At 68.8% G+C, this 25765-nt stretch carries 20 protein-coding genes and 2 pseudogenes; 11 read left to right on the top strand and 11 right to left on the bottom strand.

What is annotated here, in order from left to right; all coding sequences use genetic code 11:
* Positions 1-3 precede the first annotated feature (3 nt).
* The 5 genes from T333_RS21645 to T333_RS21625 form a co-directional block, all read right to left on the bottom strand.
* Positions 4-1467: a flavin-containing monooxygenase gene (locus T333_RS21645; protein WP_496425624.1), complete on the bottom strand. Its 1464-nt coding sequence runs from the start codon at positions 1465-1467 to the stop codon at positions 4-6.
* A 171-nt stretch (positions 1468-1638) separates the two neighbouring features.
* Complete coding sequence (locus T333_RS21640) at positions 1639-2151, bottom strand: DUF2199 domain-containing protein (RefSeq protein ID WP_496425623.1); 513 nt, start codon at positions 2149-2151, stop codon at positions 1639-1641.
* Positions 2152-2540: 389 nt separating this feature from the next.
* On the bottom strand, positions 2541-3704 hold the full coding sequence (locus tag T333_RS21635) for a sulfotransferase family protein (RefSeq protein ID WP_496425622.1): 1164 nt from the start codon (positions 3702-3704) through the stop codon (positions 2541-2543).
* A 17-nt stretch (positions 3705-3721) separates the two neighbouring features.
* Positions 3722-4498: an SDR family oxidoreductase gene (locus T333_RS21630; RefSeq protein ID WP_496425621.1), complete on the bottom strand. Its 777-nt coding sequence runs from the start codon at positions 4496-4498 to the stop codon at positions 3722-3724.
* Positions 4498-5661, bottom strand: a complete 1164-nt coding sequence (locus T333_RS21625; protein WP_357249767.1) for a hypothetical protein — start codon at positions 5659-5661, stop codon at positions 4498-4500. The genes T333_RS21630 and T333_RS21625 overlap by 1 nt, the downstream gene beginning before the upstream one ends.
* 84 nt (positions 5662-5745) lie before the next feature.
* Here T333_RS21625 and T333_RS21620 point away from each other — a divergent pair, with 84 nt between their 5' ends.
* From T333_RS21620 to T333_RS21570, 11 genes and pseudogenes are all read left to right on the top strand, one after another.
* Positions 5746-6654, top strand: coding sequence for a helix-turn-helix domain-containing protein (locus tag T333_RS21620; RefSeq protein ID WP_496425620.1), 909 nt, complete (start codon positions 5746-5748; stop codon positions 6652-6654).
* Positions 6655-6686: 32 nt separating this feature from the next.
* Positions 6687-7619, top strand: coding sequence for a sulfate adenylyltransferase subunit CysD (gene cysD / locus T333_RS21615; protein ID WP_496425619.1), 933 nt, complete (start codon positions 6687-6689; stop codon positions 7617-7619).
* A complete protein-coding gene (gene cysC / locus T333_RS21610; RefSeq protein ID WP_496425618.1) occupies positions 7619-9460 on the top strand; it encodes an adenylyl-sulfate kinase in 1842 nt (613 codons plus the stop codon). The genes cysD and cysC overlap by 1 nt, the downstream gene beginning before the upstream one ends.
* Positions 9457-10176, top strand: a pseudogene (locus tag T333_RS21605) (3'(2'),5'-bisphosphate nucleotidase CysQ); the annotation flags it as partial. The gene cysC and the pseudogene T333_RS21605, both read left to right, overlap by 4 nt.
* A 107-nt stretch (positions 10177-10283) precedes the next feature.
* Positions 10284-12080, top strand: a complete 1797-nt coding sequence (locus T333_RS21600) for an acyl-CoA dehydrogenase (RefSeq protein WP_496425617.1) — start codon at positions 10284-10286, stop codon at positions 12078-12080.
* 220 nt (positions 12081-12300) lie between these two features.
* A complete protein-coding gene (locus T333_RS21595; RefSeq protein WP_496425616.1) occupies positions 12301-13056 on the top strand; it encodes a GntR family transcriptional regulator in 756 nt (251 codons plus the stop codon).
* Positions 13057-13284, top strand: a complete 228-nt coding sequence (locus tag T333_RS21590) for a 4Fe-4S dicluster domain-containing protein (protein ID WP_355002860.1) — start codon at positions 13057-13059, stop codon at positions 13282-13284.
* A gap of 13 nt (positions 13285-13297) precedes the next feature.
* Positions 13298-14725 (top strand): ABC transporter substrate-binding protein, encoded by a 1428-nt coding sequence (locus T333_RS21585; RefSeq protein ID WP_496425615.1) that lies wholly within the window; start codon positions 13298-13300, stop codon positions 14723-14725.
* Positions 14722-15555, top strand: a complete 834-nt coding sequence (locus T333_RS21580; protein ID WP_496425614.1) for an ABC transporter permease — start codon at positions 14722-14724, stop codon at positions 15553-15555. The genes T333_RS21585 and T333_RS21580 overlap by 4 nt, the downstream gene beginning before the upstream one ends.
* Positions 15552-16316 (top strand): ABC transporter ATP-binding protein, encoded by a 765-nt coding sequence (locus T333_RS21575; RefSeq protein ID WP_496425613.1) that lies wholly within the window; start codon positions 15552-15554, stop codon positions 16314-16316. The genes T333_RS21580 and T333_RS21575 overlap by 4 nt, the downstream gene beginning before the upstream one ends.
* Entirely contained in the window at positions 16313-19027 is a 2715-nt protein-coding gene (locus T333_RS21570) for a fumarate reductase/succinate dehydrogenase flavoprotein subunit (RefSeq protein ID WP_496425612.1), read from the top strand. The genes T333_RS21575 and T333_RS21570 overlap by 4 nt, the downstream gene beginning before the upstream one ends.
* A 303-nt stretch (positions 19028-19330) precedes the next feature.
* On the opposite strand, the gene T333_RS21565 is transcribed toward T333_RS21570, so the two are convergent.
* The 6 genes and pseudogenes from T333_RS21565 to T333_RS21540 form a co-directional block, all read right to left on the bottom strand.
* Entirely contained in the window at positions 19331-19831 is a 501-nt protein-coding gene (locus tag T333_RS21565) for a MarR family winged helix-turn-helix transcriptional regulator (RefSeq protein ID WP_355002865.1), read from the bottom strand.
* A gap of 274 nt (positions 19832-20105) precedes the next feature.
* Positions 20106-21377, bottom strand: a complete 1272-nt coding sequence (locus T333_RS21560; RefSeq protein WP_355002866.1) for an acyl-CoA dehydrogenase family protein — start codon at positions 21375-21377, stop codon at positions 20106-20108.
* 8 nt (positions 21378-21385) lie between these two features.
* Positions 21386-21643: pseudogene (locus T333_RS21555) on the bottom strand (phosphotransferase family protein); the annotation flags it as partial.
* 159 nt (positions 21644-21802) lie between these two features.
* Positions 21803-22723 (bottom strand): NAD-dependent epimerase/dehydratase family protein, encoded by a 921-nt coding sequence (locus T333_RS21550; protein ID WP_496425611.1) that lies wholly within the window; start codon positions 22721-22723, stop codon positions 21803-21805.
* 107 nt (positions 22724-22830) lie between these two features.
* The gene (gene gnd, locus T333_RS21545) at positions 22831-24276 is read right to left on the bottom strand and encodes an NADP-dependent phosphogluconate dehydrogenase (protein ID WP_355002869.1); all 1446 of its coding nucleotides are present in this window, start codon (positions 24274-24276) and stop codon (positions 22831-22833) included.
* 159 nt (positions 24277-24435) lie between these two features.
* Positions 24436-25758, bottom strand: coding sequence for an APC family permease (locus T333_RS21540; protein ID WP_496425610.1), 1323 nt, complete (start codon positions 25756-25758; stop codon positions 24436-24438).
* Positions 25759-25765 lie beyond the last annotated feature (7 nt).

Below are 25765 nucleotides of genomic sequence, written 5' to 3'. Positions count from 1 at the left end.
CGCTCAGCTTCGCGCGCCCGCGAAGCGGTAATTGGCCGGGTCCGGCGGTCGCTGCATGAGCGCGCGGTGGCGGGCGGGTGTCCACGGCCACAGTTCCGGGTTGCCGTCCTTGCCGAGGTACCAGCTCTGGCAGCCGGTGGCCCACACCGTCTTGGGCAGCGCGGCGCGCAGTCGCGCGTAGTAGCGCTCGGTGGCGGCCTCGGTCGGTTCGACGGTGTCGAATTCTCCCGCCTGCCAGCGACGAATCCAGCCGAGGATGTGCTCGGCTTGGGTCTCGGCGATGAGGGTGAGCGGATAGTTCCCCACCGGGCTGTGCGGTCCGATCAGCAGGAACATGTTCGGAAAGCCCGGCAGCGCGACGGTTTCGAAGGCCCGGGGGCCGTCCGCCCAGGCCTGGTCCAGCGTCCGGCCGTCCGCGCCGACGAGGCCCATCGGGCGCATGAACGCGTGCGCGTCGAAGCCGGTCGCGAGCACCAGCACGTCCAGGTCGTGCACGCGACCGTCGGCCGTGACGACGCCGCGCGGCACGATGTGATCGACGGCGCTGGTCACCACCTCCACGTCGGGCCGCTGCACCGCGCGGTAGAAGCCGCCGGAGATCACCAGCCGCTTGCACATCGGCTCGTACTCCGGTGTCAGCGCGGCGCGCAGGGCGGGATCGCGCACCGAGCGAAGATTGGCCCGGCACAGTCGGCCGACCATCTCGCGCTTCGGTCCCGGCTCGATGAGCGCGCCCATCAGGAACTCGAAGATCCGGTGGGTCACCGCGTAGCCGAGCTCGTCGAGCATCGGGAAGCGCCGGTGCGCGGCCCGGGTGAACCGGGAGTAGCGGCGGTTCGGCAGCGGCGCGACCCACTGCGCCGTGCGCTGGAACATGATCAGCCGCTGCGCTTTTCCGGCCAGATCGGTGACGATCTGCACGCCCGTGGAGCCGGTGCCGAGCACGCCGACGCGCTTACCCGCCAGCTCGACGGTATGGTCCCAGCGCGCGGAATGGAAGGCCGAGCCCGCGAAGTCGTCCAAGCCGGGCAGATTCGGCGTGCGCGGATGGTGGAGGATGCCGGTAGCGCACAACACGAAGTCATAGCGCTCGCATGCGCCGTCAGCGGTCGTCACCGTCCATCGCCCGTTGTCGAACTCCGCGCCGCACACCTCCGTGCCGAACCGGGTCCTGCCCGGCAGCCCGTACTCGCGCGCCACGCGCGTGAAGTACTCCTCGATCTCGGCTCCCGGCGCGAAGAATCGCGACCAGTCGGGGTTCTTCGCGAAGCGGAACTGGTAGAACCGCGACGGCACATCGCAGGTCAACCCGGGATAGGTGTTCTCACGCCAGGTACCGCCGAAGCGATCGGACTTCTCGAAGATCGTGACATCGCGAAAACCCGCGCGCAGCAGAGTGATCGCCATACAGATGCCCGACATACCCGCACCGATCACCGCGACCGCGGGCTCGCGGTCCGCGCTCATTCGGCTCTCCGTTCGGCCGGACGGCAGTCGCGGCGTTGCTGCCATAACTCAACGTTATGACGCGCGGCGGCCCGGTGAAAGGTCTCGAGACGACGGGAAGCCGATTCGCCAGGACAACGGCGCCGCCACGTCGGCTGCGGCAAGCGTCGAGCTCGGGTTCCACGGTGGTCGTTATTGTCGAGGGTGAAGTAGCTGTTCAGCGATGGCTCGCACGCGGGCGAGTGTGATGCCGGTTCGCTGTTCCAGGGCCAACGGGTGGTCGGTGGGTTCCAGTTCCACCGTCGGACGAACACCGACGGGCTGGCTGTGCAACTTGGTCCTCGAGTTCAGGGTCGTCGGTTCGTAGGTGGGTAGCTCGGTGGACAGCCAACCGAAATAGGGCGGCTCCTGCACTCGGTCCGGGCTGTCCCACAACTCCGTCGCACGGTCGAAGTTGGACTTGCTCAGTGAAACCCATACCTCCCATTCGAAGTCGTTGTCCGAGTCCACGATCGGCAGGATCAGGCGAGCCCGGATGAAGAAGTGTTCCCCGCCGATGACGCAGTGCTCGCCACCGAGGACGCTGTTCGGGCTGCCTTCGAGGTCCTCATTCCAGTAGGCGGGTGCGACCGTGCCGTAGCCGAAGGGCAGTCCATCGTGTTCCTGGCCGCAGCATGAGCAGAGAAACCCCAGATCCGTTGACATGCCCTACAGCATAGAAACCGAGAGGTCGAGGAGTCCTCGCTGAGCCACGACCCGATCGGGATCCTTGCTGCCGGCTACGTGTCGGAACGCAGTACGCGCAAGACTCGAGATGCGGACACGCGTTTCAACGGTGGCAGGTGGGCCATCGAGGCGGTACGGTCGTGGTACACGCGGCCACCGACGATGACATCACGCATGGATTGCACTTGGTGCAAGTGTGCGCCGGATATCTTATCCAGAATGGAATCCGGAGCCCGAAGGTGAAAAGCACTGCGCCACAGCTTGATTCGCAGACCTACCGTACTTCTCTGCCGTAATTGCATGCGGTGCAACTTTGCGGTGCGTGTCGGATTCGCCGGTCGACCGTACCGCCGACCGGAGAAACCCCGTCAGCGACCTGGGAAGTGCACCGCCCGGTACTCACCGAACCGTTCGTCGACCTGATCCGCCGTGAGGCCGAAATCGTCCAGCGAGTACCGGTGCGAGGGACGCGCCGCCCCGGACGTGCTCTCGGTGTGCAACGCCGCCATCGCCGCCTCGGCCTCCGGGCTCAGCGGAATGTCGAAGTGGCGGTAGACCGAGCCCACCGTGCCGATCGGGTCGGCCACGAAATCGTCGTAGTACACGTCGATGAACTGAGCGGCGTTGTGCCGCTTTCGGTCTCGCAGGAATCGCTGCGCGCCGCGCGCCCACAGATCCAGCTGCGTCCGGCCGACCACGGGACCGCGGAACTTCTCCGACCATCCCGCCGAGGCCTGCTCGTTGAGGCTGCACACCGACGCGATGATGGTGCGCGGGTCGCGGTGCATCTGGATGATCAGCGCGTCCGGGTACACCTCGAAGATGGCGTCCAACGCGAACAGGTGGCTCGGGTTCTTCAGCACCCAGCGGCGATTCGCGTCCGGCAGCCCGATCAGTTGCAGGTTGCGGCGGTGTCTGCGGTAGGCGTCGGTCCAGTCGCGTCCCGCCAGCCATTCCGAATACCCCGGCAGATAGGCCAGACATTCGTAGGACACCGACATCGCCGACTGCCGCAGCAGCTGCCAGCACTCCTCCACCTGATCGGCCGAGATGTGGTGCACGCCCATGAATTCCGGATGTTCCACGTGGTGCTTCTCGAACGCCGCCTCGATCCGCTGATACACCGGATTGTCGGCCCAGGTCTCGCGCGGCGGTCGTGGCTGCGGCATCTCGGTGAGCCACATCTCCAAGCCCTGGTGCGCGGGGTCGGCGTTGAGCAGCCGGTGCACGGCCGTGGTGCCCGAGCGCGGCAGACCCGTCACGAAGATGGGCCGTTCGATCGCCACCTTCGCGTGTTCGGGGTGGCGCTGCCAGGCGTTCTCGCTGAGCAGCCTGGCGATCAGCGCGCCGCGCAGAAAGGCGCGGTTGACCTTGTTGCCGAACGGCGTCAGCTCCGCATCCTTGGCATAGGACTCCAGAAGTACTTGCAGCCCTTCGCGATAGCCGTCGTCACCGAAGTCGTCGAGCCCGACCACCTTGGTCGCCGACGCGTGCAGATCCTCGACGCTGCCGACATCGTCCCTGCCGATCATGCTCTGCTCGCTCCTCATCAGTGGTGGTACTCGCCGCCGTTGACGTCCAGACACGCGCCGGTGATCGCGCGCGCCAGTGGCGAGGCGAAGAACACGACGGCGTCGGCGATCTCGTCCGGCTCGGGCAGCTTGCGCAGATCGATGGTCGAGGCGGTCTCGGCGTAGACCTCCTCCGGGGTGATGCCGCGCTGCTGGGCCAGGTAGTTGAAGTACCACTTCAGGTTGTCGGCCCAGATGTAGCCGGGGGCGACCGAATTCACCCGAATGCCCTTGGGTCCCAGCTCGGTCGCCAGGCTCTGGGCGAGCGCGAGCAGGCTGGACTTGGCCATCTTGTACGGGCCGAAGGTGCGCCGCGAGTGGCGCAGCACCGCCGAATTGATCATCACCACCGAGCCTTTCGTCTCGGTGAGCGCGGGAATGAACAACCGGGTCAGGCGCAGCGCGGCCAGCACGTTCGTCTCGAAACCCGCGCGGACCTGATCGAGATCCACCTCGGCCAGATCCGCCAGCGGCGGAATCGCGAAGGCGTTGTTCACCAGCGTGTCGACCCGGCCGAAGGCGCTGGCCGCGGTCTCGACGAGGTTGGTCACCGCAGCTTCGTCATTGATGTCGGTGGGCACCACCACCGCGCGCCTGCCGATCTCGGCGATCTCCTTGGCGACCTCCGTCAGCCGCGATTCGGTGCGCGAGGCAAGCACCACGTCCGCGCCCGCCTTGGCCGCCTGCACCGCGATGGCTTTGCCGAGCCCCGGCCCCACACCCGAGACCACAACCACCTTGTCCTGCAACAACATCAGCCGAGCATCCTCTCCGCGACGGCGACCTGACGGGCCGCGATCCTTGCCTTCCACTCCTCCGGTGTCACGCGCGCCCGCTCGTAATACGGCAACCGCGTGGACAATTCGTCGAACTCCACGATCTCCACCGCCGGACCATCCTCGGGTTTCAGATCCCTGGAGAGCCGCTGCCAGCGGAACTGGAGATAGCCCCTGGCGTGCCCGGTGCGCTCGATCCAGTTGGCCAGCCCGGGGTCGCGCTCGCTGACCACCAGCCGGATCATCCCGTCCGGATCGACGCGCGCCTGGTCGGCGGTGAGGCTGGTCTGGTGGTTGATGTAGTCCAGCGACAGGTACCACATGCTGCCCAGCTGGAATCCCTGGTAGGGCGCGTCCGACTTGGGCACCGTGATGATCATGACCTGGTCGTCGGCGAGTTCGTAGTGCCCCGCCGAGGAGAACTGAGTGGTCAGCCCGCCGGGCGTGGACCTCGGTTCGGTCATCGTGTTCACCGGCAGGTTGAGGTAGAACCACTCCGGGAAGGCAAGGAACGTCTTCAGCCGCGACAGCAGCATCTTGCCCGCGATCCCGTAGCGCTTGGTCAGCAGATCCTTGGTCAGCGGCGGCGGCGCATCACCGATCGTGTCGACCCGCTGGATGCGCAGGGTGCCCGGCTTCTCGGTGGACCAGTCGCTGAACACCTCGCGCACCACCAGCATCGCCGAGTCGGGCGCGAGATGGACATAACCGGGGCGCGCCTCACCCGGTCCGAGCCGCAGCTCATAGGTGCCGTCGGGGGCGACGTCCAAGGCCCGGTCGTCGAAGGCGGTCTCACTGTCGGGCACGTCCACCGGCGAGTAGTTGCCGTTGAGCACCTGGAAGCTCAGGTCCCTTGTGGTGCCGCGGGTACCGGTGACCAGGTATTCCGCGTCCGGGCGCAGGTAGGAGTGGAAGTACAGGGTGTCGGGATTGTCCAGGCCCATCTTGGTGTACGGGCCGGTCGACTGGACGAAGAACGGAAAGTCCCGCTCGTAGGCCCACGCCATCTGCAAGGCCGCGCGAATGCTGCCCGCCAGGTAGTCGTAGCCCTCGACGAGATCCTGTTCGGTTCGGATATGTGGCGCTTCGGTGATGATCTGCTCGGCGGCGGCGATCGCGTCCGCGAACGGCTGGGTCAGCAAGAGGCTCTCCCGGGTGGTCCAAATATGTACCGCTCTGGTACATTTCGATACGAGCAAGATTAGAACGTGTTCTAGGAGTTGTCCATGGTCGCGCGCCGATCCGCCCCCACCGAACGGGTGGTCCAGCTGCTGGATTTCCTCGTCGAGCAGCGCGGCAAGCGCTTCGGGCTCTCCGAGCTGGCCCGCGAACTGGACATGGCCAAGCCCACCTGCCTGGGCATTCTCACCGAGCTGACCGCGGGCGGATACCTGGTGCGCGACCCGCACACGCACGTCTACGGCCTCGGACCCGCCCTGATCGCGGCCGGCCGGGTCGCCCAGGACAGCTTCGCGATTTCGGCCATCGCCCGTGGCGAGCTGGCCGAACTCAGCGCCAGGTACCGCACGACCTGCACCGCGTCGGCGGTGGTCGGGGACCGGATCTCGGTACTGGAGAGCACGGGCCCCGGGATGGTGAAGATGGGCGCGTCGTACCACTTCGCGCCGCCCGTCGGCCTGATGTACGTGCTGTGGGACACCGACGCCGCGTTCGACGCGTGGCTCGCCACCCCGCCGACCGTCCCACTCCAGCAGGACGAGGCGCGGTTGCGCCAGGTGGTCGCCGAGTGCCGCGAGCGCGGCTACCTGGTCGAGAGCCTCACCGCGGCGGGGCGGCGGCTGTACTCGCTGCTGGCTGGCGTCGCCGCCCGCGATCTGCCCGACGAGCTGCGCGAACTGGTCGGCGAGCTGGTCACCAGCTTGGGCGAGCGGGTGTATCTCGGCGCCGATCTGCGCCCGCGCAAGGAGCACCCGGTGAGCCTGCTCGCCGCGCCGACCTACGGCGGCGACGGCAGGCAGAACATGGTGCTCACGATGTACGTCGGCGCGTCCATCACGGGGGCCGAGATCGCCCGGCGCGGAGCGGCTTTGGTGGCCGCGGCGGACGCGGTGACGAATGCGTCGGGCGGCCGCAAACCCGTCGAAGTCGCAACCGCGGTGCGATCGAACCGTTGACCGCACACCGAAACGTGTTCTAGTTTTGGGGCGTGAGCCAGTACGCGAAGTCGACGGCGAGCACCTACGAGCTGCCTCATCTGGACGCGCTCGAGGCCGAGTCGGCGCACATATTCCGTGAAGTGGCAGCCACCTTCGAACGCCCGGTGCTGCTCTTCTCCGGCGGCAAGGATTCGGTGGTGATGCTGCATCTGGCGGCCAAGGCCTTCTGGCCCGCGCCGCTGCCGTTCCCGGTGTTGCACATCGACACCGGACATAATTTCGACGAGGTCATCGAGTTCCGCGATCGCACTGTCGAGCGCCTCGGTCTGCGGCTGATCGTGGGCCGGGTGCAGGACGACATCGACGCGGGCCGGGTCGTGGAGGACACCGGTCCGCGCGCCTCGCGCAACCGCCTACAGACCGGCACCCTGCTGCGCAGCATTCGCGAGGGCCGCTTCGACGCGGTCTTCGGCGGCGCCCGCCGCGACGAGGAGAAGGCCCGCGCCAAGGAGCGGGTCTTCAGCTTCCGCGACGAATACGGCCAGTGGGAGCCGCGCGCCCAGCGTCCCGAGCTGTGGAACCTGTACAACGGCAGGCACCGGCCCGGTGAGCACATCCGGGTGTTCCCGCTCTCCAACTGGACCGAGCTCGACATCTGGAGCTACATCGCGGCCGAGCGGATCGAACTCCCTCCGCTGTACTACGCGCACCGCCGCCCCGTCGTGCAGCGCGACGGAATGCTGTTGGCGCACACCAGGTTCCTGAGCCTGCTCGACGGCGAACAGCCCTACGAGGCGACCGTGCGCTTCCGCACCGTCGGCGACGCGACGTGCACCGGATGCGTGGAATCCACCGCCGCGACCCCCGAAGAGGTGGTCACCGAGGTCGCCGCCGCGCGGGTCACCGAACGCGGCGCCACCCGCGCCGACGACCGCATCTCCGAGGCGGGCATGGAAGATCGCAAACGAGAAGGGTACTTCTGATGGCCACCACCCTGCTGCGTCTCGCCACCGCGGGCAGCGTCGACGACGGCAAGTCGACCCTGATCGGCCGTCTGCTCTACGACTCCAAGACGATCTTCACCGATCAGCTCGCCGCCGTGGAGCGCACCAGCCGCGAGCGCGGCGACGAGTACCCCGACCTCGCGCTGCTCACCGATGGTCTGCGCGCGGAGCGCGAACAGGGCATCACCATCGACGTGGCGCACCGCTACTTCGCCACGCCGCGGCGCAAGTTCATCATCGCCGACACCCCGGGCCACATCCAGTACACCCGCAACATGGTGACCGGCGCGTCCACCGCCGATGTGGCGCTCATCCTGGTCGACGCGCGCAAGGGCGTCGTCGAGCAGACCCGCCGCCACGCCTTCCTCGCCAGCCTGCTCGGGATCCCGCACCTGGTGCTGTGTGTGAACAAGATGGATCTGGTCGACTGGTCCCAGGAGCGTTTCACCGAGATCCGCGAGGAATTCGCCGGTTTCGCCACCAAGCTCGAGGTCGCCGATCTGTCCTTCTTCCCGGTCTCGGCGCTCCAGGGCGACAACATCGTGCACCGCGGCGCGAGCATGCCGTGGTACGAGGGCACTCCCCTGCTGCACCATCTGGAGGATCTGCACATCGCCTCCGACCGCAATCTCATCGACGCGCGCTTCCCCGTGCAGTACGTGACCCGCAGCCACGCCCAGGATTTCCGGGGGTACGCGGGCACCGTGGCGGGCGGTGTGTTCAAGCCCGGCGACGAAGTGGCCGTGCTGCCTTCGGGTTTCACCACCACGGTCGAGGCGATCTGGGGTCCCGGCGGCGTCGCGGTGGCCGAAGCCTTTCCGCCGCAGGCGGTCACCATGCAACTCGCCGACGAAATCGACATCTCGCGCGGCGATCTGATCTGCCGCCCGGCCAATCGACCACAGGTCGGCCGCGACATCGACGCGATGGTGTGCTGGTTCGCCGAGGACTCCGCACTGACCCCCGGCGCGACGTACTCGGTCCGCCACACCACCCGCGCGGCGACCGCCGAGGTCCGCAGCCTGGACTACCGGCTCGACGTCAATACCCTGCACCGCGACGAGCACGCGGAATCGTTGTCGCTCAACGAGATCGGACGCATTCAGCTGCGCACCCGCCAGCCGCTGCTTTTCGACCCCTACCGCCGCAACCGGTCCACCGGCAGCTTCATCCTGGTGGACGAGGCGACGAACAACACGGTCGCGGCGGGGATGATCACCGGCGCGACGCTGCCCGCTTCCCGGGTGGTCTGGCACTCGACCGCGGTGGAGCGCGACGAGCGCGCGACCCGCGGGGCGACTGTCTGGCTGACGGGACTGTCCGGATCCGGAAAGTCCACAGTCGCCGTCGAATTGGAGCGGCGGCTGGTGGCGTCGGGGCGCCCCGCCTTCCTGCTGGACGGCGACAACCTGCGCCACGGCCTGAACGCCGATCTGGGTTTCTCCGCCGAGGATCGGGTCGAGAACATCCGCCGCGTCGGTGAGGTTGCCCGGCTGTTCGCCGAAGCCGGTGTGGTGGCGGTGGTTTCGCTGATCAGTCCGTATCGCGCCGACCGCGACCGGGTACGCGCCGCGCACGAGTCGGCGGGGATCCCGTTCGTCGAGGTGTTCGTCGACACGCCGCTGGAGATCTGCGAGGCGCGCGATCCGAAGGGGATGTACGCCAAGGCGAGGGCTGGTGAGATTCGCGGCTTCACCGGCATCGACGACCCGTACGAGGCGCCCACCGCGCCGGACGTGGCGCTGCGTCCCGCCGACGGCGATCCGGCCGCCATGGCCGCGACCGTTCTCGCCCTGCTGGACAATCTGGACCGGCCATGATCACCGATGCCCGTCTCGCCGCCGATCTCGCCGACCGCGCCGGAAGCCTGCTGAGTGCCCTGCGCGAGGAAGGCTTGCCCGATCTCGGGGCGCGCGGCGACGCGCTGTCCAACGACTTCCTGCTCACCGAACTGGCCGCGGCTCGGCCCGGGGACGCGGTCCTCTCCGAGGAATCCGCGGACGACCCGCGCAGGCTCACCGCCGACCGGGTGTGGATCATCGATCCGCTCGACGGCACCCGCGAATACGCCATGCCCGGCCGCTCGGACTGGGCCGTGCACGTCGCGCTGTGGGAGCGCGATCGCGGCATCACCGCCGCGGCAGTCGCGCAGCCCGCGCTGGGCAAGGTGCACGTCAGCGACCAACCGAGTTCGAACGACCCCGCACGGGACGAGCCACGGCTGTTGGTGAGCGACTCGCGACCACCCGCGTGGGCGCGCGAGGTGGCCGACGCCGTCGGGGCGACGCTGGTCCCGATGGGTTCGGCGGGGGCCAAGGCCATGGCGGTGGTGCGCGGGGAAGCCGACGCCTACCTGCACGCGGGCGGCCAGTACGAATGGGATTCCGCCGCGCCCGTCGGCGTCGCGCTGGCCGCGGGGCTGCACGCCTCGCGCGTCGACGGCAGCCCGCTCGAGTACAACCGGCCCCGCCCCTATCTCCCGGATCTGCTGATCTGCCGCGCGGCGTGGCGAACCCCGCTCCTGGACGCGGTGGCCGCGGCCGGATCCGGATAGCCCTGTCCATTCGCGACAAATTGATAGTAACGTATCAAATGCCCCGGGGCCGTTCCGCGCCCCGGCAGTGACGTCGCGAGAGGATGGCCGTGCGCTCGAATCTGATCTCCCGGAGAGATCTCGACTTCCTGCTCTACGAATGGCTGCGGGTCGAGGAACTGACCGCGCTCCCCCGTTTCGAGGAGCATTCCAGGGAGACCTTCGACGGCTTCCTCGATCTCTGTGAGGATATCGCCACCCGGTACTTCGCGCCGCACAACAAGCGCAACGACAGCAACGAGCCGACCTTCGACGGCGAGCGGGTGACGATCATCCCCGAGGTGAAGACGGCCGTCGAGGCATTCACCAAGGCCAACCTCGTCGGCGCGGGCATGGACGAGCAGATCGGCGGCCTGCAACTGCCCGCCGCGGTGGAGGCCGCCGGGTTCAGCTGGTTCCAGGCCGCCAACGTCGGCACCACCGGTTACCTGTTCCTGACCGTCGGCAACGCCAACCTGCTCGCCGCGCACGGTTCCGCGGAACAGATCGAGCGCTTCGTGCGGCCCATGGTGGAGGGCAGGTTCACCGGAACCATGTGCCTGTCCGAGCCACAGGCCGGATCGTCGCTGGCCGACATCGTGACCCGCGCCGAGCCGCAGGACGACGGCAGCTACCGGCTGTTCGGGTCGAAGATGTGGATCTCCGGCGGCGATCACGAGCTCACCGAGAACATCGTGCACCTGGTGCTGGCCAAGATCCCGGGCGCTCCGGCGGGCACCAAGGGCATCTCGCTGTTCGTCGTGCCCAAGTTCCTGGTGCGCGAGGACGGCACGCTGGGCGAGCGCAACGATGTCGTGCTGGCCGGGCTCAACCACAAGATGGGCTACCGCGGCACCACCAACACGGTGCTCAACTTCGGCGAGGGCGGGCACACCCCCGGCGGCGCGGCGGGCGCGGTGGGCTACCTGGTCGGCGAACCGCACCGCGGGCTGTCCTACATGTTCCACATGATGAACGAGGCGCGGCTCGGCGTCGGCCTCGGCGCGACCGCGCTCGGCTACACCGGCTACCTCAAGTCCGTGGAATACGCCAGGCAGCGGCAGCAGGGCCGCGCGGTGACCGCCAAGGATCCCGCCGCGCCGCAGATCCCGATCGTCGAGCACGCCGACGTGCGGCGAATGCTGTTGGCGCAGAAAGCCTATGTCGAGGGCGCGCTGGCGCTTCTGCTCTACTGCAACCGGCTGGTCGACCTGCAACGCACCGCCGCCGACGCGCAGACCACCCGCGAGCACACGCTGCTGCTGGAAATCCTGACCGGCGTGGCGAAGAGCTGGCCCTCGCAGTGGTGTCTGGAGGCCAACAGCCTCGCCATCCAGGTGCACGGCGGCTACGGCTACACCCGCGAGTACGACGTCGAACAGCACTACCGCGACAATCGCCTCAACCCGATCCACGAGGGCACCCACGGCATCCAGGGCTTGGACCTGCTGGGCCGCAAGGTGATCCAGTACGAGGGCGCCTCGCTGCGCCTGCTCGGCGAACGCATCGCGGCGACCATCGAGGCGGCCACCGAAAAGGGCGGCGACGCCGAGGAATTCGCGGTGGAACTCGACTCGTCCTGGCAGCGCCTGCTGCTCGTCACCGCGGGCATGTTCGCCGCGGGCGACCCGGCCGCGGCGATGGCGAACTCGACCATCTACCTGGAGGCGTTCGGCCACATCGTGGTCGCCTGGATCTGGCTGGAGCAGATGGTGGCCGCGGCCGACCACGAGGGCGACTTCTACGAAGGCAAGCGCGCGGCGGCCCGCTACTTCTTCCGCTACGAGCTGCCCAAGACCGGTCCGCAGCTGGACCTGCTCGACGCGCTCGACCGCACCACGCTGGAAATGCGCGACGACTGGTTCTGAGCGCGCTCGATCGATCATTCGAATCCGCGTGATCGAAACCCGAGCCCGGGAAACAGGGTGGCGCAATGGCCCGTAGCCGCCCTGTTTCCCCTGGTCGGCGCCCGTCACCGCTGGCGAAGAAACATCCCTTGATTCGCGCGGTGCGCGAGCTGGATCTCGAGGCCCCTTTTCGCGTCTATCGTCGCTGTCCGTGCAGGTCAGCGAGAGAGAGGCGGAACGGATGGGTGCGGAACCGGCTCCGGTGCGGCAGCTGCGCGCCGATCAGGCGCGCCGCGTCGCCGACGTGCTGCGCCACCAGATCCACGCGGGCGCGTTCGACGAGGTGCTGCCCACCGAACAGCAGCTCGCCACAGAGCATTCCGCGTCACGCAACACCGTGCGCGAGGCCCTGGCCCTGCTCAAGGACGAGGGCCTGATCGACCGCGCCCCCAAGGTCGGCACCCGGGTGGGAACCCGCAAGTACGACCACGGCCTCGACGAACTGCTGGGACTTCAGGAGACCCTCAAGGGCCACGGCACGGTGCGCAACGAGGTGCGCACCGCCCAACACATCACCGCGCCGCCCGCGGTCGCCCGCAGGCTCGGTCTCGAACCCGGCGAGCGGGTCGTCTATCTGGAGCGGCTGCGCTACCTCGCGGACCGGCCGCTGAGCCTGGACCTGACCTACCTGGTCCCCGACATCGGCGCCGAAGTGCTCGCCAACGACCTCGAGAACACCGACATCTTCGTGTTGCTGGAGAAGATCAGCGGCCGCTCGCTCGGCCACGCCGATCTGGCGCTGGAGGCGATCGCCGCCGACCCGCACACCGCCTCCACGCTCGACACGCCCGACGGCGCCCCGCTGCTGATGCTCGAGCGGCTGACCCGCCTCGACGACGGCAGGCCGGTCGACCTGGAGTACATCCGCATGCGCGGCGACCGAATCACCATGCGCGGCAGTCTGTCCCGCGGCACACCCCAATGGAAGGTCCGATAGATGGCACTCGCGAACCAGCGCGCCGACATCCCCGTCACCATCGACGAATCGCTGTGCATCGAGGGCTGCACCCTGTGCGTGGAGATCTGCCCGCTCGACTCGCTGGCGATCAACCCCGACAACGGCAAGGCCTACATGCACGTGGACGAGTGCTGGTACTGCGGCCCCTGCGCGGCTCGCTGCCCGACCGGCGCGGTCACCGTCAACATGCCCTATCTGCTCCGCTGATCTGGAAAGTCACATGAAAGCACGTCTCGTCCCCGTCCTGCTCGCCGCCGCACTCGCCGCCGCGGGCTGCTCACTGGAGAACTCGAACGACGCCCCCGCGGGCACCGTCAAGGTGGTCGTCGGCTATCAGTCCAAGACCATCAACACCGTCACCGCGGGCACGCTGCTGCGCGCCCAGGGTTATCTCGAACAGCGGCTGCGCCAGATCACCGACAACGGCGGCGCGAAGTATCAGGTGGAGTGGCAGGACTACGACACCGGCGCGCCGATCACCGCGCAGATGGTGGCCGAGAAGATCGACATCGGGTCCATGGGCGATTATCCGTTGCTGATCAACGGATCTCGCACCCAGGCCAACGAACGCGCCGAAACCGCGCTGGTGTCGGTCACGGGTTACAACCCCAAGGGCGCGCTGAACATGGTTGTGGTGCCCAATGATTCGCCAGCGCGCGTGATCACCGACCTTGCGGGCCAGAAGATCTCGGCGAGCGTCGGCTCGGCGGGCCACGGCACGCTCGTGCAGGCGCTGTCGCGGGCGGGCATCGATCCGGCCAAGGGCGTCGAGGTGCTCAACCAGCAGCCGCAGGTCGGTGCGACCGCGCTGGAGTCGCATCAGGTCGGCGCGCTGTCGCAATTCGTCGCCTGGCCCGGACTGCTCGTCTTCCAGAACAAGGCCAAGCTGCTCTACGACGGCGCCGAACTGAACGTGCCCACCTTCCACGGCGTCGTCGCGCGCCGCTCGTACAGCGCCGAGCATCCGGAGGTATTGCAGGCCTTCCTCGCCGCGCAGCTCGATGCCACCAAGTTCCTCAACGAGCGCCCCTTCGAGGCCGCCAGGATCGTCGCGGAGGGCTCCGGTCTGCCACAGGAAGTCGTCTATCTCTACAACGGCCCCGGCGGAACGCATTTCGACACCACCCTCAAGCCGAACCTGATCACCGCGTTGAAAGGCGATGTGCCGTACCTGAAGTCGATCGGCGACTTCGCCGAACTGAACGTGGACGGTTTCGTCGACGCGGCGCCTCTGCGCAAGACCTTCGCCGAGACGGGTCAGCCCGACTACGACCGGGCGCTGGCCTCGACCGCCAACCCGAGCGCCATCACCGGCACCGACCCCGTCTGCGGCACCGCGGTCGCCGACCCGGCGCTGGCCGGTGAACTGTGGGTGGACGGCGCCGACCGGCCGCAGCCCGCGGCCGACCCCACCTGCCTGCTGCGCGCCGTGCAGGCCGCCAAGGCCCAGGGCAAGGTGATCCGCGCGGTCTACGTTCCCGACGCCGAGCTGGGCACCCGCTGGTTCGCCGACAAGGCGGTGTGGTTGCGCGACGGCGCGAAGTACCTGCCCTTCACCACGCAGGCCGCCGCCCAGCGCTACCGGCAGACCCATCCCACCGCCACGCCGGTCTCCTACGACCAGGCCGTCACGGAAGTCCGCGGATGACCGCCGTGGCCGTCGCCGCGGTCACCGAGGAGGAGACCGCGAAGGGGCGCGGCGCTTCCGAGTGGGGTTCGCGGGCCCTCCGCGTCGCCTCGGTGCTCGCGGCGGTCGGGTTGTGGCAGCTGCTCACCGTCAACGAGGTGCGGGCCGGGCTGCGGTTCGACTCGCTGCCGACGGTGACCGAGATCGTGGCGGAGTTCGGCGAGCACCTCGGCAAGGACCAGTACTACTTGGATATCGCCCAGTCGCTGATCCGCATCGTCACCGGTTTCGGGCTGGCCGCGGTGGTGGGCGTGCTCGCGGGCATCGGGCTCGGGCGTTCCCGGCTGCTGGCCGACGTCTTCGGCACGCTCACCGAGCTGATCCGCCCGATCCCGGCGATCGCGCTGGTGCCGGTGGCGATCCTGCTGTTTCCCAGCGACGAGTCCGGCATCGTCTTCATCACCTTCACCGCGTCGCTGTTCCCCGTCCTGGTCAGCACCAGGCACGCGGTGCGCGCACTGCCGACGATCTGGGAGGACGCCGTGCGCACACTCGGCGCCTCGAGGCGAGATGTGTTGGTGCGCGTGGTGTTTCCCGGCATCCTGCCGGGGGTGTTCAGCGGCCTCTCGGTCGGCATGGGCGTCGCCTGGATCTGCCTCATCTCCGCGGAGATGATCTCCGGGCGGCTCGGCGTCGGCTACCGCACCTGGCAGGCCTACACCATCGTCGACTATCCGGCGGTGTTCGTCGGCATGATCACCATCGGTGTGCTCGGCTTCGCCACCTCCAGCCTCGTGGAGTTGGCCGGTCGCCGGATCACCCGCTGGCTGCCCAGGAAGGTTGCGGAATGACCACCACGACAAGGGCTCCCGCCGCTCCCGCCACCGTGGGCATGCGGCTCACCCTCGACGGCGTGCGGATCGCCTACGGCTCCCGCATCGTCGTCGACCGGCTCGACCTGGACATCGCCGCGGGCGAAATCCTCGTCGTGGTCGGCAAATCCGGCTGCGGCAAGTCGACGCTGCTGCGCGCCATCGCCGGGCTGCGCAGTCCCGACGCGGGGACGGTGCGCGCGGACGGGTCCACGGTCACCGGGCCGTCGGCCGATCGCGCCCTGGTGTTCCAGGACGACGCGCTGCTGCCGTGGCGCACCGCACGCCAGAACATCGAACTCGCGCTGCACCTGCGCGGCACGCCACGCGCCGAACGCAAGGCGCTCGCGCAGCGCTGGGTCACCGAGGTCGGGCTGACCGGCTACGCCGACTACCTGCCGCGCGACCTCTCCGGTGGCATGCGGCAGCGAGTTCAATTGGCGCGCAGCCTCGCCGGGGCGCCGCGCGCCGTGCTGATGGACGAGCCGTTCGGCGCGCTGGACACCCAGACCAGGGCCACCATGCAGCGGCTGCTGATCGACACTTGGCGGGCCCATCCCACCACCATCGTCTTCGTCACCCACGACCTCGACGAGGCCCTGCTGCTCGGCGACCGCATCGCCGTGCTCGGCGGGCACGACGAGCGTTCCGCCGCGTTGCGCGCCGTCGTCGAGGTCCCCGCTCCGCGCCGGTCGGTGGACCGGCAGGCCGTGCGGGACGAGATCCTGGAGAAACTATGAACAACGCGCCCGGCCGGAGCGGAGGCGGAGGTACGCCCATTCCCGAGCTGTCCGAACGAATCCGGCTCGACTGCGATGTGCTGGTGATCGGTGGCGGCACCGCGGGAACCATGGCCGCACTCACCGCCGCCGAACACGGCGCGAACGTGCTACTGCTGGAGAAGGCGCACGTGCGCCATTCCGGCGCGCTGGCCATGGGCATGGACGGGGTGAACAACGCGGTGATCCCCGGCAAGGCGACGCCGGAGGACTACGTCGCCGAGATCACCAGGGCCAACGACGGAATCGTCGACCAGCGCACCGTCTACCAGACCGCGACCCGCGGCTTCGCGATGGTGCAGCGGCTGGAGCGCTACGGCGTGAAGTTCGAGAAGGACGAGTACGGCGAGTACGCGGTGCGCCGGGTGCACCGCTCCGGGTCGTACGTGCTGCCGATGCCGGAGGGCAAGGACGTCAAGAAGGCGCTGTATCGCGTGCTGCGCCAACGCAAAATGCGCGAGAAGATCCGGATCGAGAACCGGCTCATGCCCGTTCGGGTGCTGACCGCCGAGGGACGCGCGGTCGGCGCCGCGGCGCTGAACACGCGCACCGGGGAATTCGTCGCTGTCGGCGCCAAAGCGGTGATCCTGGCGACCGGGCCGTGCGGCCGCCTCGGGCTGCCCGCCAGCGGCTACCTGTACGGCACCTACGAGAACCCGACCAACGCGGGCGACGGTTACGCCATGGCCTACCACGCGGGCGCGGAGCTCTCCGGTATCGAGTGCTTCCAGATCAACCCGCTCATCAAGGATTACAACGGACCCGCCTGCGCCTACGTCGCGAATCCGTTCGGCGGCTATCAGGTCAACGCCGAGGGTGAGCGGTTCGTGGACTCCGACTACTGGTCGGGTCAGATGATGGCGGAGGTCAAGCGTGAGATCGAATCCGCGCGCGGGCCGATCTATTTGAAGGTCTCGCACCTGCCCGACGAGACGCTGTCCACGCTCGAGGGCATCCTGCACACCACCGAACGCCCCACTCGCGGCACCTTCCACGCCAACCGCGGCCACGACTACCGCACCCATGACATCGAGATGCACATCTCCGAGATCGGCTTGTGCAGTGGGCATTCCGCCTCCGGCGTGTGGGTGGACGAGCACGCTCGCACCACCGTGCCCGGCCTGTACGCGGCGGGCGACCTGGCCTGCGTGCCGCACAACTACATGATCGGCGCGTTCGTCTACGGCGACCTCGCGGGCGCGCACGCCGCTTCGACGCTCGCGGAACTCGATGCGCCGCAGGAGCTTCCCGAGGACCAGCTGGCCGCCGCGCACGAGCTCGTCTACCGGCCGCTGCGTCAGCCGGACGGTCCGCCGCAGCCCCAGGTCGAATACAAGCTGCGCCGGTTCGTGAACGACTATGTGGCGCCGCCGAAAACGGCCACCAAGTTGTCCATCGCGGTGGAGACGTTCGAGCGGATGCGCGCGGAGGTCGAGGACATCGGGGCGCGCACCCCGCACGAGCTGATGCGCGCGGTGGAGGTCTCGTTCATCCGGGATTGCGCGGAAATGGCGGCACGCAGTTCGCTGACCCGCACCGAATCCCGGTGGGGCCTCTACCACGAGCGCGACGACCTACCCGAGCGCGACGACAACGCCTGGCGCTACCACCTGAATCTGCGCAAGGACGCGAACGGGGAGATGGAGTTCCTCAAGCGGCCCGTCGCGCCGTATCTGGTTCCCGTACCAGGACTGGACGACGTGCCGTCGACCGATCCCACCATCGTCGGCGTCGAACAGCCCGAACTGCGATCCGGAAGGCCGCCCCAGCGCGAGGACACGGTGGTCGTCACCTCGTCTCCCGCCACTCCCCCTTCGCCCAGGCTGGTCACCCTGCTCGCCTTGGATTCGCCTGCACTTCACGATCTTTCGAGTTACCTCGCCGATGACGACGCCGGTGTGCGGGCCGCGGCGATCTCGGTGCTGACCGAGCACACACCGGACGGGTTCGCGGCCGCCCTCGCAGACGCGCTCGGCGACACGGCCGCGTCGGTGCGGCGGGTAGCCGCCGAAGCTCTGCGGGAACTGGTGGAGATGTTGCCCGACGCGGCCGGACTGCCCGAACACCTGAACTCCGCCGACCCGCTGGTGCGCGCCACCGTCGTCGACCTGCTGCGCGCTCTGCGCGGGGGCAGCGCGGCGCAGTTCGGCGCGGCGTCTGGTGACGCCGACCATCGGGTGCGCATCGAGGCGGTGCGCGCGCTGGTCTCCCTCGACGATCGCACCGGGGTCGCCGCCTTGGCCGACGACCCGAACCGCGAAGTGCGCATCGCGGTCGCCAACGGCCTGGCCGCCATCGGCGACGGCGGCGTCGACGTCATCCGCGCACTGTCCACCGACCGCGATCCGCTGGTCCGCGCGGCGGCGCTCACTGCCTTCGCCGCACTCGGCGCGGACTCCGACGACGCCGCCAATCTCTCCGGCGCGCTGCGTGATTCGGCCTGGCAGGTCCGGGTCGGCACGGCCCGCGGCCTGGCGGGCGCCGCACCCGACCTCGCGGTTCCCCTGCTCGCCGAGGCCTTGCTCGACCCGCACTTGGACGTCCGCAAGGCCGCGGTCCTCTCCCTGAGCACCTGGCGCACGACCGAATCCGCCCGCGACGCCCTCGAACGCGCGATCGACGACACCGACGCCGACGTCCGCGCCTACGCCCGCCGGGCGGTCGACGCGTGATCGCCCTCTGTACCCACCGCTCGGCAACCCCCTCCCACCGCTTGCGCGCGGTGATGCCGAACCAGCCCGGCACGGCGTCCACCGCCCGTTCTGGTCCGCGCGCGGCGTGGACCATGACGTGCGGCCAGCGTCGGCTCGGGCCACGCCCATTCCGCCGCCCCGCCCCGTAGGCATTCGTCTGCACCGTCGGATTCGTGCTGGAGCGGCGACCGTTTCCGCGCGGCGGTAACCATTCGAACGCGGCGCGCGGCGCCGATGCCGGTGGCGATCTCCGCTGCCCCGGCACCGGCGCGGCGATCCCGCCTACCGCTTGTCGCGTTCGGCGACGACGGTGTCGAGGCGGGTGCCGAGGGCGGTGACCTGGTCGCGCAGGGCGGTCACCGTTTCGAGGGGGTAGCCGACCTCTTCCATGACCGCGCCGATCATCTGCCTGGCCTGTTGTTCCAGGGCGAGACCCGCCGGGGTGGCGCGGAGGTGCACCGCCCTGCGGTCGCGGGAACTGCGGACGCTCTCGACCAGGCCGCGGTTCTGTAGCCGTTGCACGAGCGGGGAGACGGTTCCGTAGTCGAGTCGGAGCCGGTCGGCGAGCTGTTTCATGGTGATGCCGGGGGTCTCCCAGAGGGCGAGCAGCGTCAGGTACTGCGGGTAGGTCACCTGCATGGCGTCCAGGTAGGGCCGGTAGGCCGCGGTCATCGAGCGCGAGGTCGAGTAGAGGGCAAAGCACAGTTGGGCCGCGAGCGAGAGCACGTCTTCGGTGCCCGCGGCGGCGGCCTCGACCGCGCCGGGATGCGCTTCTTCGGGCATATTCGCACTGTACGCATCCCGGCCGCACCGGGCGGGTCCTCGACGCTCTCGATCTCCGTTCGCGGACCGGCCGATTCACACCATCCGTGTCATGGGCAGTGGCAAGGCGGTGTGCGAGCACGATCTTCCGGTCATCATCGATCCATCCCGGAAGAACGAAGGGGGCGCACATGTGCGGCAGTAAATTGACAGCGAGCGCGGTCGCGCGGATCCGGACCGCCGCCGAGAACATCGAGGAGTGCGAGCAGGGTGCGCGCGCCGCGGACGACCCCGATCAGTCGCGTCCGACGCCCTTGGGCCGAGCCCGGTCCATGAAGCCGAACAGGTAACCGGCCACCCTGCGCATCTGGATCTCCTCCGCGCCTTCGGTGATCCGGTAGCGGCGGTGGTGACGGTAGATGTGTTCGAAGGGTGTGTGCCGGGAATAGCCCATGCCGCCGTGGATCTGCATGGCTCGGTCGGCGGCCTCACAGCACAGTCTGTTCGCCCAGTAATTGCACATCGACACCTGCTCGGAGACCGCGAACGTGCCGTAGCGGTCCATCGACCACGCGGTCTTGTAGATCAGCGCGCGCAGCATCTCGCATTGCGTGTGCAATTCGACGAGCGGGAACTGGACCGCCTGATTGCGAGCCAACGGCACCCCGAAAGGCTTGCGCCGCTTGGCGTACTCGACCGACTCGTCGATGCAGTACTGGGCCGCACCCAAACTCGACGCGGCCTGCCGAATCCGGTTCTCGTTGAAGAAATGCTGCACGACGGCGAGCCCGCGGCCGACCTCACCGAACACCGCGCTGTCGGGCACCTCGACATCGGTCAGGGTCACGCGCGCGTGATCGGTCGGCATGTTGAACGTCCAGAGATACTCCTCGATCCGGAATCCGGGCGTCGTGGCGGGAACGAGGAAAGCCGTGATGCCCGCGCTGTCGCCGGGTTCGCCCGACGTCCGAGCGAAAATCAAATCGGCTGCCGCGGTGTGAATTCCGGTGTTCCATGTCTTCTCGCCGTTGATCACCCACGTGTCACCGCGGCGCACCGCGACGGTCTCCATGTGCGTCGCGTCGGACCCGTGCTCGGGTTCGGTGATGCCGAAGGCGAACATCTTCGTGCCCGCCGCCAATTCGTCGACCCACTCGGCCTGCTGCGCGGGCGATCCGTATTCGAGCATCAGCAGCAAACCGACGTTGTTGCCGACGATCGCGTGCTCGTTCTGTAGATCGCAGTGCAAGCCGAGTCCGCGGCGCGCCAAATGCTCACGGATGACGGCCATGCCGAGATCGGTGCCGTCCCGGCCACCGTATCGGGCGGGAAACGGATAGCGGAAGTGACCGGCCGCGTCCGCGCGGCGGCGTGCCTCGGCCAGCAGCGCCTCCCACTCCGCGCTGGGCAGCCCGCCCCGGTGCCAATCGGTGCGCGCGTCCTCGCGGCGGTGGTCGAAGAAGCGCATGTTGTCGTCGGCCTGTTCGAGCGGAACGATCTGATCCTCGATGAACTCGTCGAGTTCGCGCAGGTAGCTCCGAAGTTCCTCGGGCAGTTCGAAATCCATCGATGCTCCTAAGCAGCCGCCGGTCGGATCTGCATCAGCAGGTCCCATTCGATTTCCGACACTCGCCTGCCGCTGGCGGCCATCACGATGTCGCGGGTCTCGCCGCTGAGATACGCGGCCGCTTGCTTGGCGAGCAGGACGCCCCACGCGACCGTCGACGCCATCTTCCACCAGCGGAACCGGTCGAGGTCGAAAGCGCCGCCCGCACGCTCGTAGGCGGTGCCGAATGACGCAGGCCCTCGGGCAGTTCGGGGAGCAACGCCTCCTCGAGTAGCTCGGCCAATGCCGTGAGCAGTTCCGGTGCGGAGGGTCGGTACTGCGGCATCCTCGGTCCTTTCGGCGCGCTCACCCGCCCGCGAGGCGATGAGAGATGTAGGGAGACATACTCTCATCGCGAGTGTGCTAGGACAACACTCGTTTCGCTGTCACACCCGCGCGAGACCCTCCGCCACCGAGCGATACACCGGTGCCCATCCCAGCTCCCGCTTCGCCTTGGTGTTGTCGACGCGCAGCGTGGTGTCCGACATCAGGCAGCCCAGGTAGGGCACGGCCAAGCGGAGGAGCCAGGTCGGCATGGCGATGGCGCGCGGGGTGCCGTGCGCGGCCGCGACGGTGTCGAGGAATTGCCGCCAGGTGATCGGTTCGTCGTCGACGATGTTGTAGGCGTGGCCCGCCTTTCCGCGCTCCAGCGCGGCGACGGTCGCGGCCGCCGCGTCGGCGACGTGGATCCAGCTGATCACCCCGCCACCGCCCAGCGGAACCAGCGGAACGCGTTTGCGCAGCAGTCCGGCGAACAGGTCGCTGAAGGCGGCGGGACCGTAGAAGAGCCCGTAGCGCAACGAGATACCGTCCAGGTCCGCGGCGAACACCTGCTCCTCGGTGGCGCGGCAGCCCGCGATCACCGGATCGGCGTATCCGCCGTCCTCGATCCCGAACGGGTCGTCCTCGGTGACCCGCCGGGTGCCGTGGTCGACGTACCCGTACCCGGTGATCAGCGATTGGGTGAGGAACCGGCCAGCCCCGAGCTGGTCAGCGGCCGCGAGCAGATTCGCGGTCCCGGTGCGGCGCAAAGCATTCGTGGGATCATCGTCGGTCACCTTGCGACCCGCGCTCTTCAGCGCGGTCGCCTGGTGCAGCACGGCGTCGGCGGAGCGGCCGCGCAGCGCGCGCAGCAGCCCCGCTCGATCCATCACGTCCGCGGTGATCGGTTCGGCGCCGAGTTCGCGAATCGTCTCGTCGCTCTTCGGGTTTCGCGCGACGGCGAGCACCTCGTGACCGCCGTCGGCCAGTGCCCGGATGAGCGGCCGCCCGATCGCGCCGGTCGCGCCCGCCAGTAGTACCCGCATTTCGTCCTCCTTGTCGCCCGGTGGCTTTCACCGACTTGGACGAGCGAGCCGAAGGCTTTGTGATGCGATGTGGCGCGAAACACGGTCGGGAGACCGCGCTCCCGGGGTCAGCCCGCGGACACCTCGCTGCGGTCACCGCTCCACAGCGTGTGGAACTTGCCCTCGGCGTCGATGCGCTCGTAGGTGTGCGCGCCGAAGAAGTCGCGCTGGCCCTGGGTGAGCGCCGCGGGCAGCCGCTCGGCGCGCAGCGCGTCGTAGTACGACAGCGAGGACGCGAAGGCCGGGACCGGGATGCCGAGCAGGGTCGCGGTGGACACCACGCGCCGCCAGCTGTCGATGGCCGTCTCGATCGCCTCGCGGAAGTACGGGGCGAGAATGAGGCTCGGCAAGGCGGGATCCTGGTCGTAGGCCTCCTTGATCCGGTTCAGGAACCGGGCCCGGATGATGCAGCCGCCGCGCCAGATCGTCGCCAGATCACCGGGGTGCAGGTCCCAGTTGTATTCGGCGCTGCCCGCGGCGATCTGATCGAAGCCTTGCGCGTAGGCGACGACCTTCGAGGCGTAGAGCGCCTGGCGGATGTCCTCGGTGAATTGCTCGACGTCCGTGGGCTTTTCGGCCAGCGTGCCGGACGCGAGGCCGACCGCGGCCTTGCGCTGGGCGCGGGAACCGGACAGCGCCCTGGCGAAAACCGCCTCGGCGATACCGGTCACCGGCACACCGAGATCGAGCGCGGACTTGACCGTCCAGCGGCCGGTGCCCTTCTGCTCGGCGGCGTCCACGATGACATCGACCAGCGGGCGACCGGTCTTGGCATCCACCTGCGCGAGCACCTCGGCGGTGATCTCGACGAGGTAGCTCTCCAGATCACCGGAGTTCCACTGGGTGAACACGTCCGCGATCTGCTTGGCGTCGAAGCCGAGCGCGTCGCGGAACAGGTGGTAGGCCTCGCCGATGAGCTGCATGTCGGCGTACTCGATGCCGTTGTGCACCATCTTGACGAAGTGCCCGGAACCATCGGGTCCGATGTGGGTGCAGCACGGGGTGCCGTCGACCTGCGCGGCGATCGACTCCAGCAGCGGGCCGAGGGATTCGTAGGACTCCTTCGGGCCGCCCGGCATGATCGCCGGACCGTTGAGCGCGCCCTCCTCGCCGCCGGAGATGCCCGCGCCGACGAAGTTCAGCCCGCGCTCGCGCATGGCGGCTTCGCGGCGGATGGTGTCGGTGTAGAGCGCGTTGCCGCCGTCGATGATGATGTCGCCCGGCTCCATCGCGGAAGCGAGTTCCTCGATGACGGCGTCGGTCGCGTCGCCCGCCTTGACCATGATCAGCACGCGGCGCGGCTTCTCCAGCGCGGCGACGAACTCCTCGATGGTCTCGGTGCGCACGAAATCGCCGTCGCCGCCGTGCTCGGCGAGCAGCGCGTCGGTCTTGGCGACAGAACGGTTGTGCAGCGCGACCGTGTAACCGTGCCTGGCGAAGTTGCGGGCGATGTTGCTGCCCATGACAGCCAGGCCGGTAACACCGATGTGTGCACGCGCTTCAGAGGTCGGCATCGATCAGCTCTCTTCGTTCGTCAGGTCCGGTGGGGTGTGCGGAAACTGGTTCCGCGGCGGCCTCGTCGGCTCCTTCGAACCGCGGCCATCCTGCGTGCCAAGCTACTGGATGGCCGGTCGGCAGCGCGGACACGGGTGGGACGCGGCATGCCCTGTAGCTCATACCCGCGTCGGCTCGTCCGCGGATTCCGGCCCACTCGTCGAACGCGAACGGAACGCGTTGACGACGCCGAGCAGCAACCCGAGCCCGAGCAGGATCGCCCCGCGCAACCACACCTCCGCGCCGATGCGGGTGAACAGGAACAGACACGACGCGAGGCCCAGCCAAGGCACCACCACCGGCACCTGGAAGTGCTCGGCGTCGACCGGCTCCCGGCGCAGGATCAGCACGGCGGCATTGACCGCGGTGAAGACGACGAGCAGCAACAGCACCAGCGTCTCGGCGAGCGATCCCACCTCACCGGTCAGCGCGAGCGCCAGCGACACGGCGGTGGTGGTGAGGATCGCTACCCACGGCGTGCGGCGGCCGGGCAACACCCTGGCCAGCGCGGCGGGCAGCAGACCGTCGCGCCCCATGCCGTAAGCCAGCCGCGAGGCCATGATGCCGGTCAGCAGGGCGCCGTTCGCCACGGCGACGAGCGCGATCACCGCGAACAGGCGCTCCGGCACGCCGCCCGCCACCCGGACCACCTCCAGCAGCGGGCCGCTGGATTCGGCGAGAACCTCGGTGGGCACGACAGCTCCCGCGACCGCACCGAGCAGCACGTACACCGCGCCCGCGGTGAGCAGCGCGCCGAACAGCGCCCGCGGATAGGTGCGGCGCGGATCGCGCACCTCCTCGGCCAGATTCACCGAGGTCTCGAAGCCGACGAACGAGTAGTACGCGAGCACCGCGCCCGCGAGCACCGCGCCGACCGCTCCTCGCTCGGCCGTCTCCACCTGGGTGAGCCTGCTCGGGTCGCCGTCGCCGCGCAGCAGCACCCAGGCACCGAGGCCGATGACGAGCAGGAGGCCACCGAGTTCGATCGCGGTGGCGACCACGTTCGCGCCGAGCGACTCCTTGATGCCGCGCAGATTCAGCGCGGCGAGGGCGGACAGAAAGACCACCACAACGGCGAGGGTCGGCAAGGTCACCAGCGCGGCGAGGTAGTCGGACGCGAACCCCCTGGCCAACGCGCCAACAGAGACGACGCCCGCGGCGAGCATGCAGAATCCGACGAAGGTGCCCGCCGCCGGACCGAGCGCCCGAGTCACGTAGTGCGCCGAGCCGCCCGCCCTCGGGTATTTGGTGGCCAGCTCGGCGTAGGAGCCCGCGGTGAGGCAGGCCAGCACGAGCGCGGTGAGCAGCGGCAGCCAGAGCGCGCCGCCCGACGCCCCCGCGATCTCGCCGATCAACACGTACACCCCCGCGCCGAGCACGTCGCCGAGGATGAAGAAGTACAGCAGGGGCGTGCGGACGACGCGGTTCAACGCGACGGCCATGGACGGC

This window comes from Nocardia sp. CNS-044, from assembly GCF_059570515.1.
Note: the sequence above shows the minus strand (reverse complement) of the source record. Positions and strands in the feature narration are given on the sequence as shown.

Coding starts and splice junctions, on each gene's coding strand:
- T333_RS21645 (WP_496425624.1), bottom strand. CDS start 1,467: ATGAGCGCGGACCGCGAGCCCGCGGTCGCGGTGATCGGTGCGGGTATG.
- T333_RS21640 (WP_496425623.1), bottom strand. CDS start 2,151: ATGTCAACGGATCTGGGGTTTCTCTGCTCATGCTGCGGCCAGGAACAC.
- T333_RS21635 (WP_496425622.1), bottom strand. CDS start 3,704: ATGATCGGCAGGGACGATGTCGGCAGCGTCGAGGATCTGCACGCGTCG.
- T333_RS21630 (WP_496425621.1), bottom strand. CDS start 4,498: ATGTTGTTGCAGGACAAGGTGGTTGTGGTCTCGGGTGTGGGGCCGGGG.
- T333_RS21620 (WP_496425620.1), top strand. CDS start 5,746: ATGGTCGCGCGCCGATCCGCCCCCACCGAACGGGTGGTCCAGCTGCTG.
- cysC (WP_496425618.1), top strand. CDS start 7,619: ATGGCCACCACCCTGCTGCGTCTCGCCACCGCGGGCAGCGTCGACGAC.
- T333_RS21595 (WP_496425616.1), top strand. CDS start 12,301: ATGGGTGCGGAACCGGCTCCGGTGCGGCAGCTGCGCGCCGATCAGGCG.
- T333_RS21590 (WP_355002860.1), top strand. CDS start 13,057: ATGGCACTCGCGAACCAGCGCGCCGACATCCCCGTCACCATCGACGAA.
- T333_RS21585 (WP_496425615.1), top strand. CDS start 13,298: ATGAAAGCACGTCTCGTCCCCGTCCTGCTCGCCGCCGCACTCGCCGCC.
- T333_RS21580 (WP_496425614.1), top strand. CDS start 14,722: ATGACCGCCGTGGCCGTCGCCGCGGTCACCGAGGAGGAGACCGCGAAG.
- T333_RS21575 (WP_496425613.1), top strand. CDS start 15,552: ATGACCACCACGACAAGGGCTCCCGCCGCTCCCGCCACCGTGGGCATG.
- T333_RS21570 (WP_496425612.1), top strand. CDS start 16,313: ATGAACAACGCGCCCGGCCGGAGCGGAGGCGGAGGTACGCCCATTCCC.
- T333_RS21565 (WP_355002865.1), bottom strand. CDS start 19,831: ATGCCCGAAGAAGCGCATCCCGGCGCGGTCGAGGCCGCCGCCGCGGGC.
- T333_RS21560 (WP_355002866.1), bottom strand. CDS start 21,377: ATGGATTTCGAACTGCCCGAGGAACTTCGGAGCTACCTGCGCGAACTC.
- T333_RS21550 (WP_496425611.1), bottom strand. CDS start 22,723: ATGCGGGTACTACTGGCGGGCGCGACCGGCGCGATCGGGCGGCCGCTC.
- gnd (WP_355002869.1), bottom strand. CDS start 24,276: ATGCCGACCTCTGAAGCGCGTGCACACATCGGTGTTACCGGCCTGGCT.
- T333_RS21540 (WP_496425610.1), bottom strand. CDS start 25,758: ATGGCCGTCGCGTTGAACCGCGTCGTCCGCACGCCCCTGCTGTACTTC.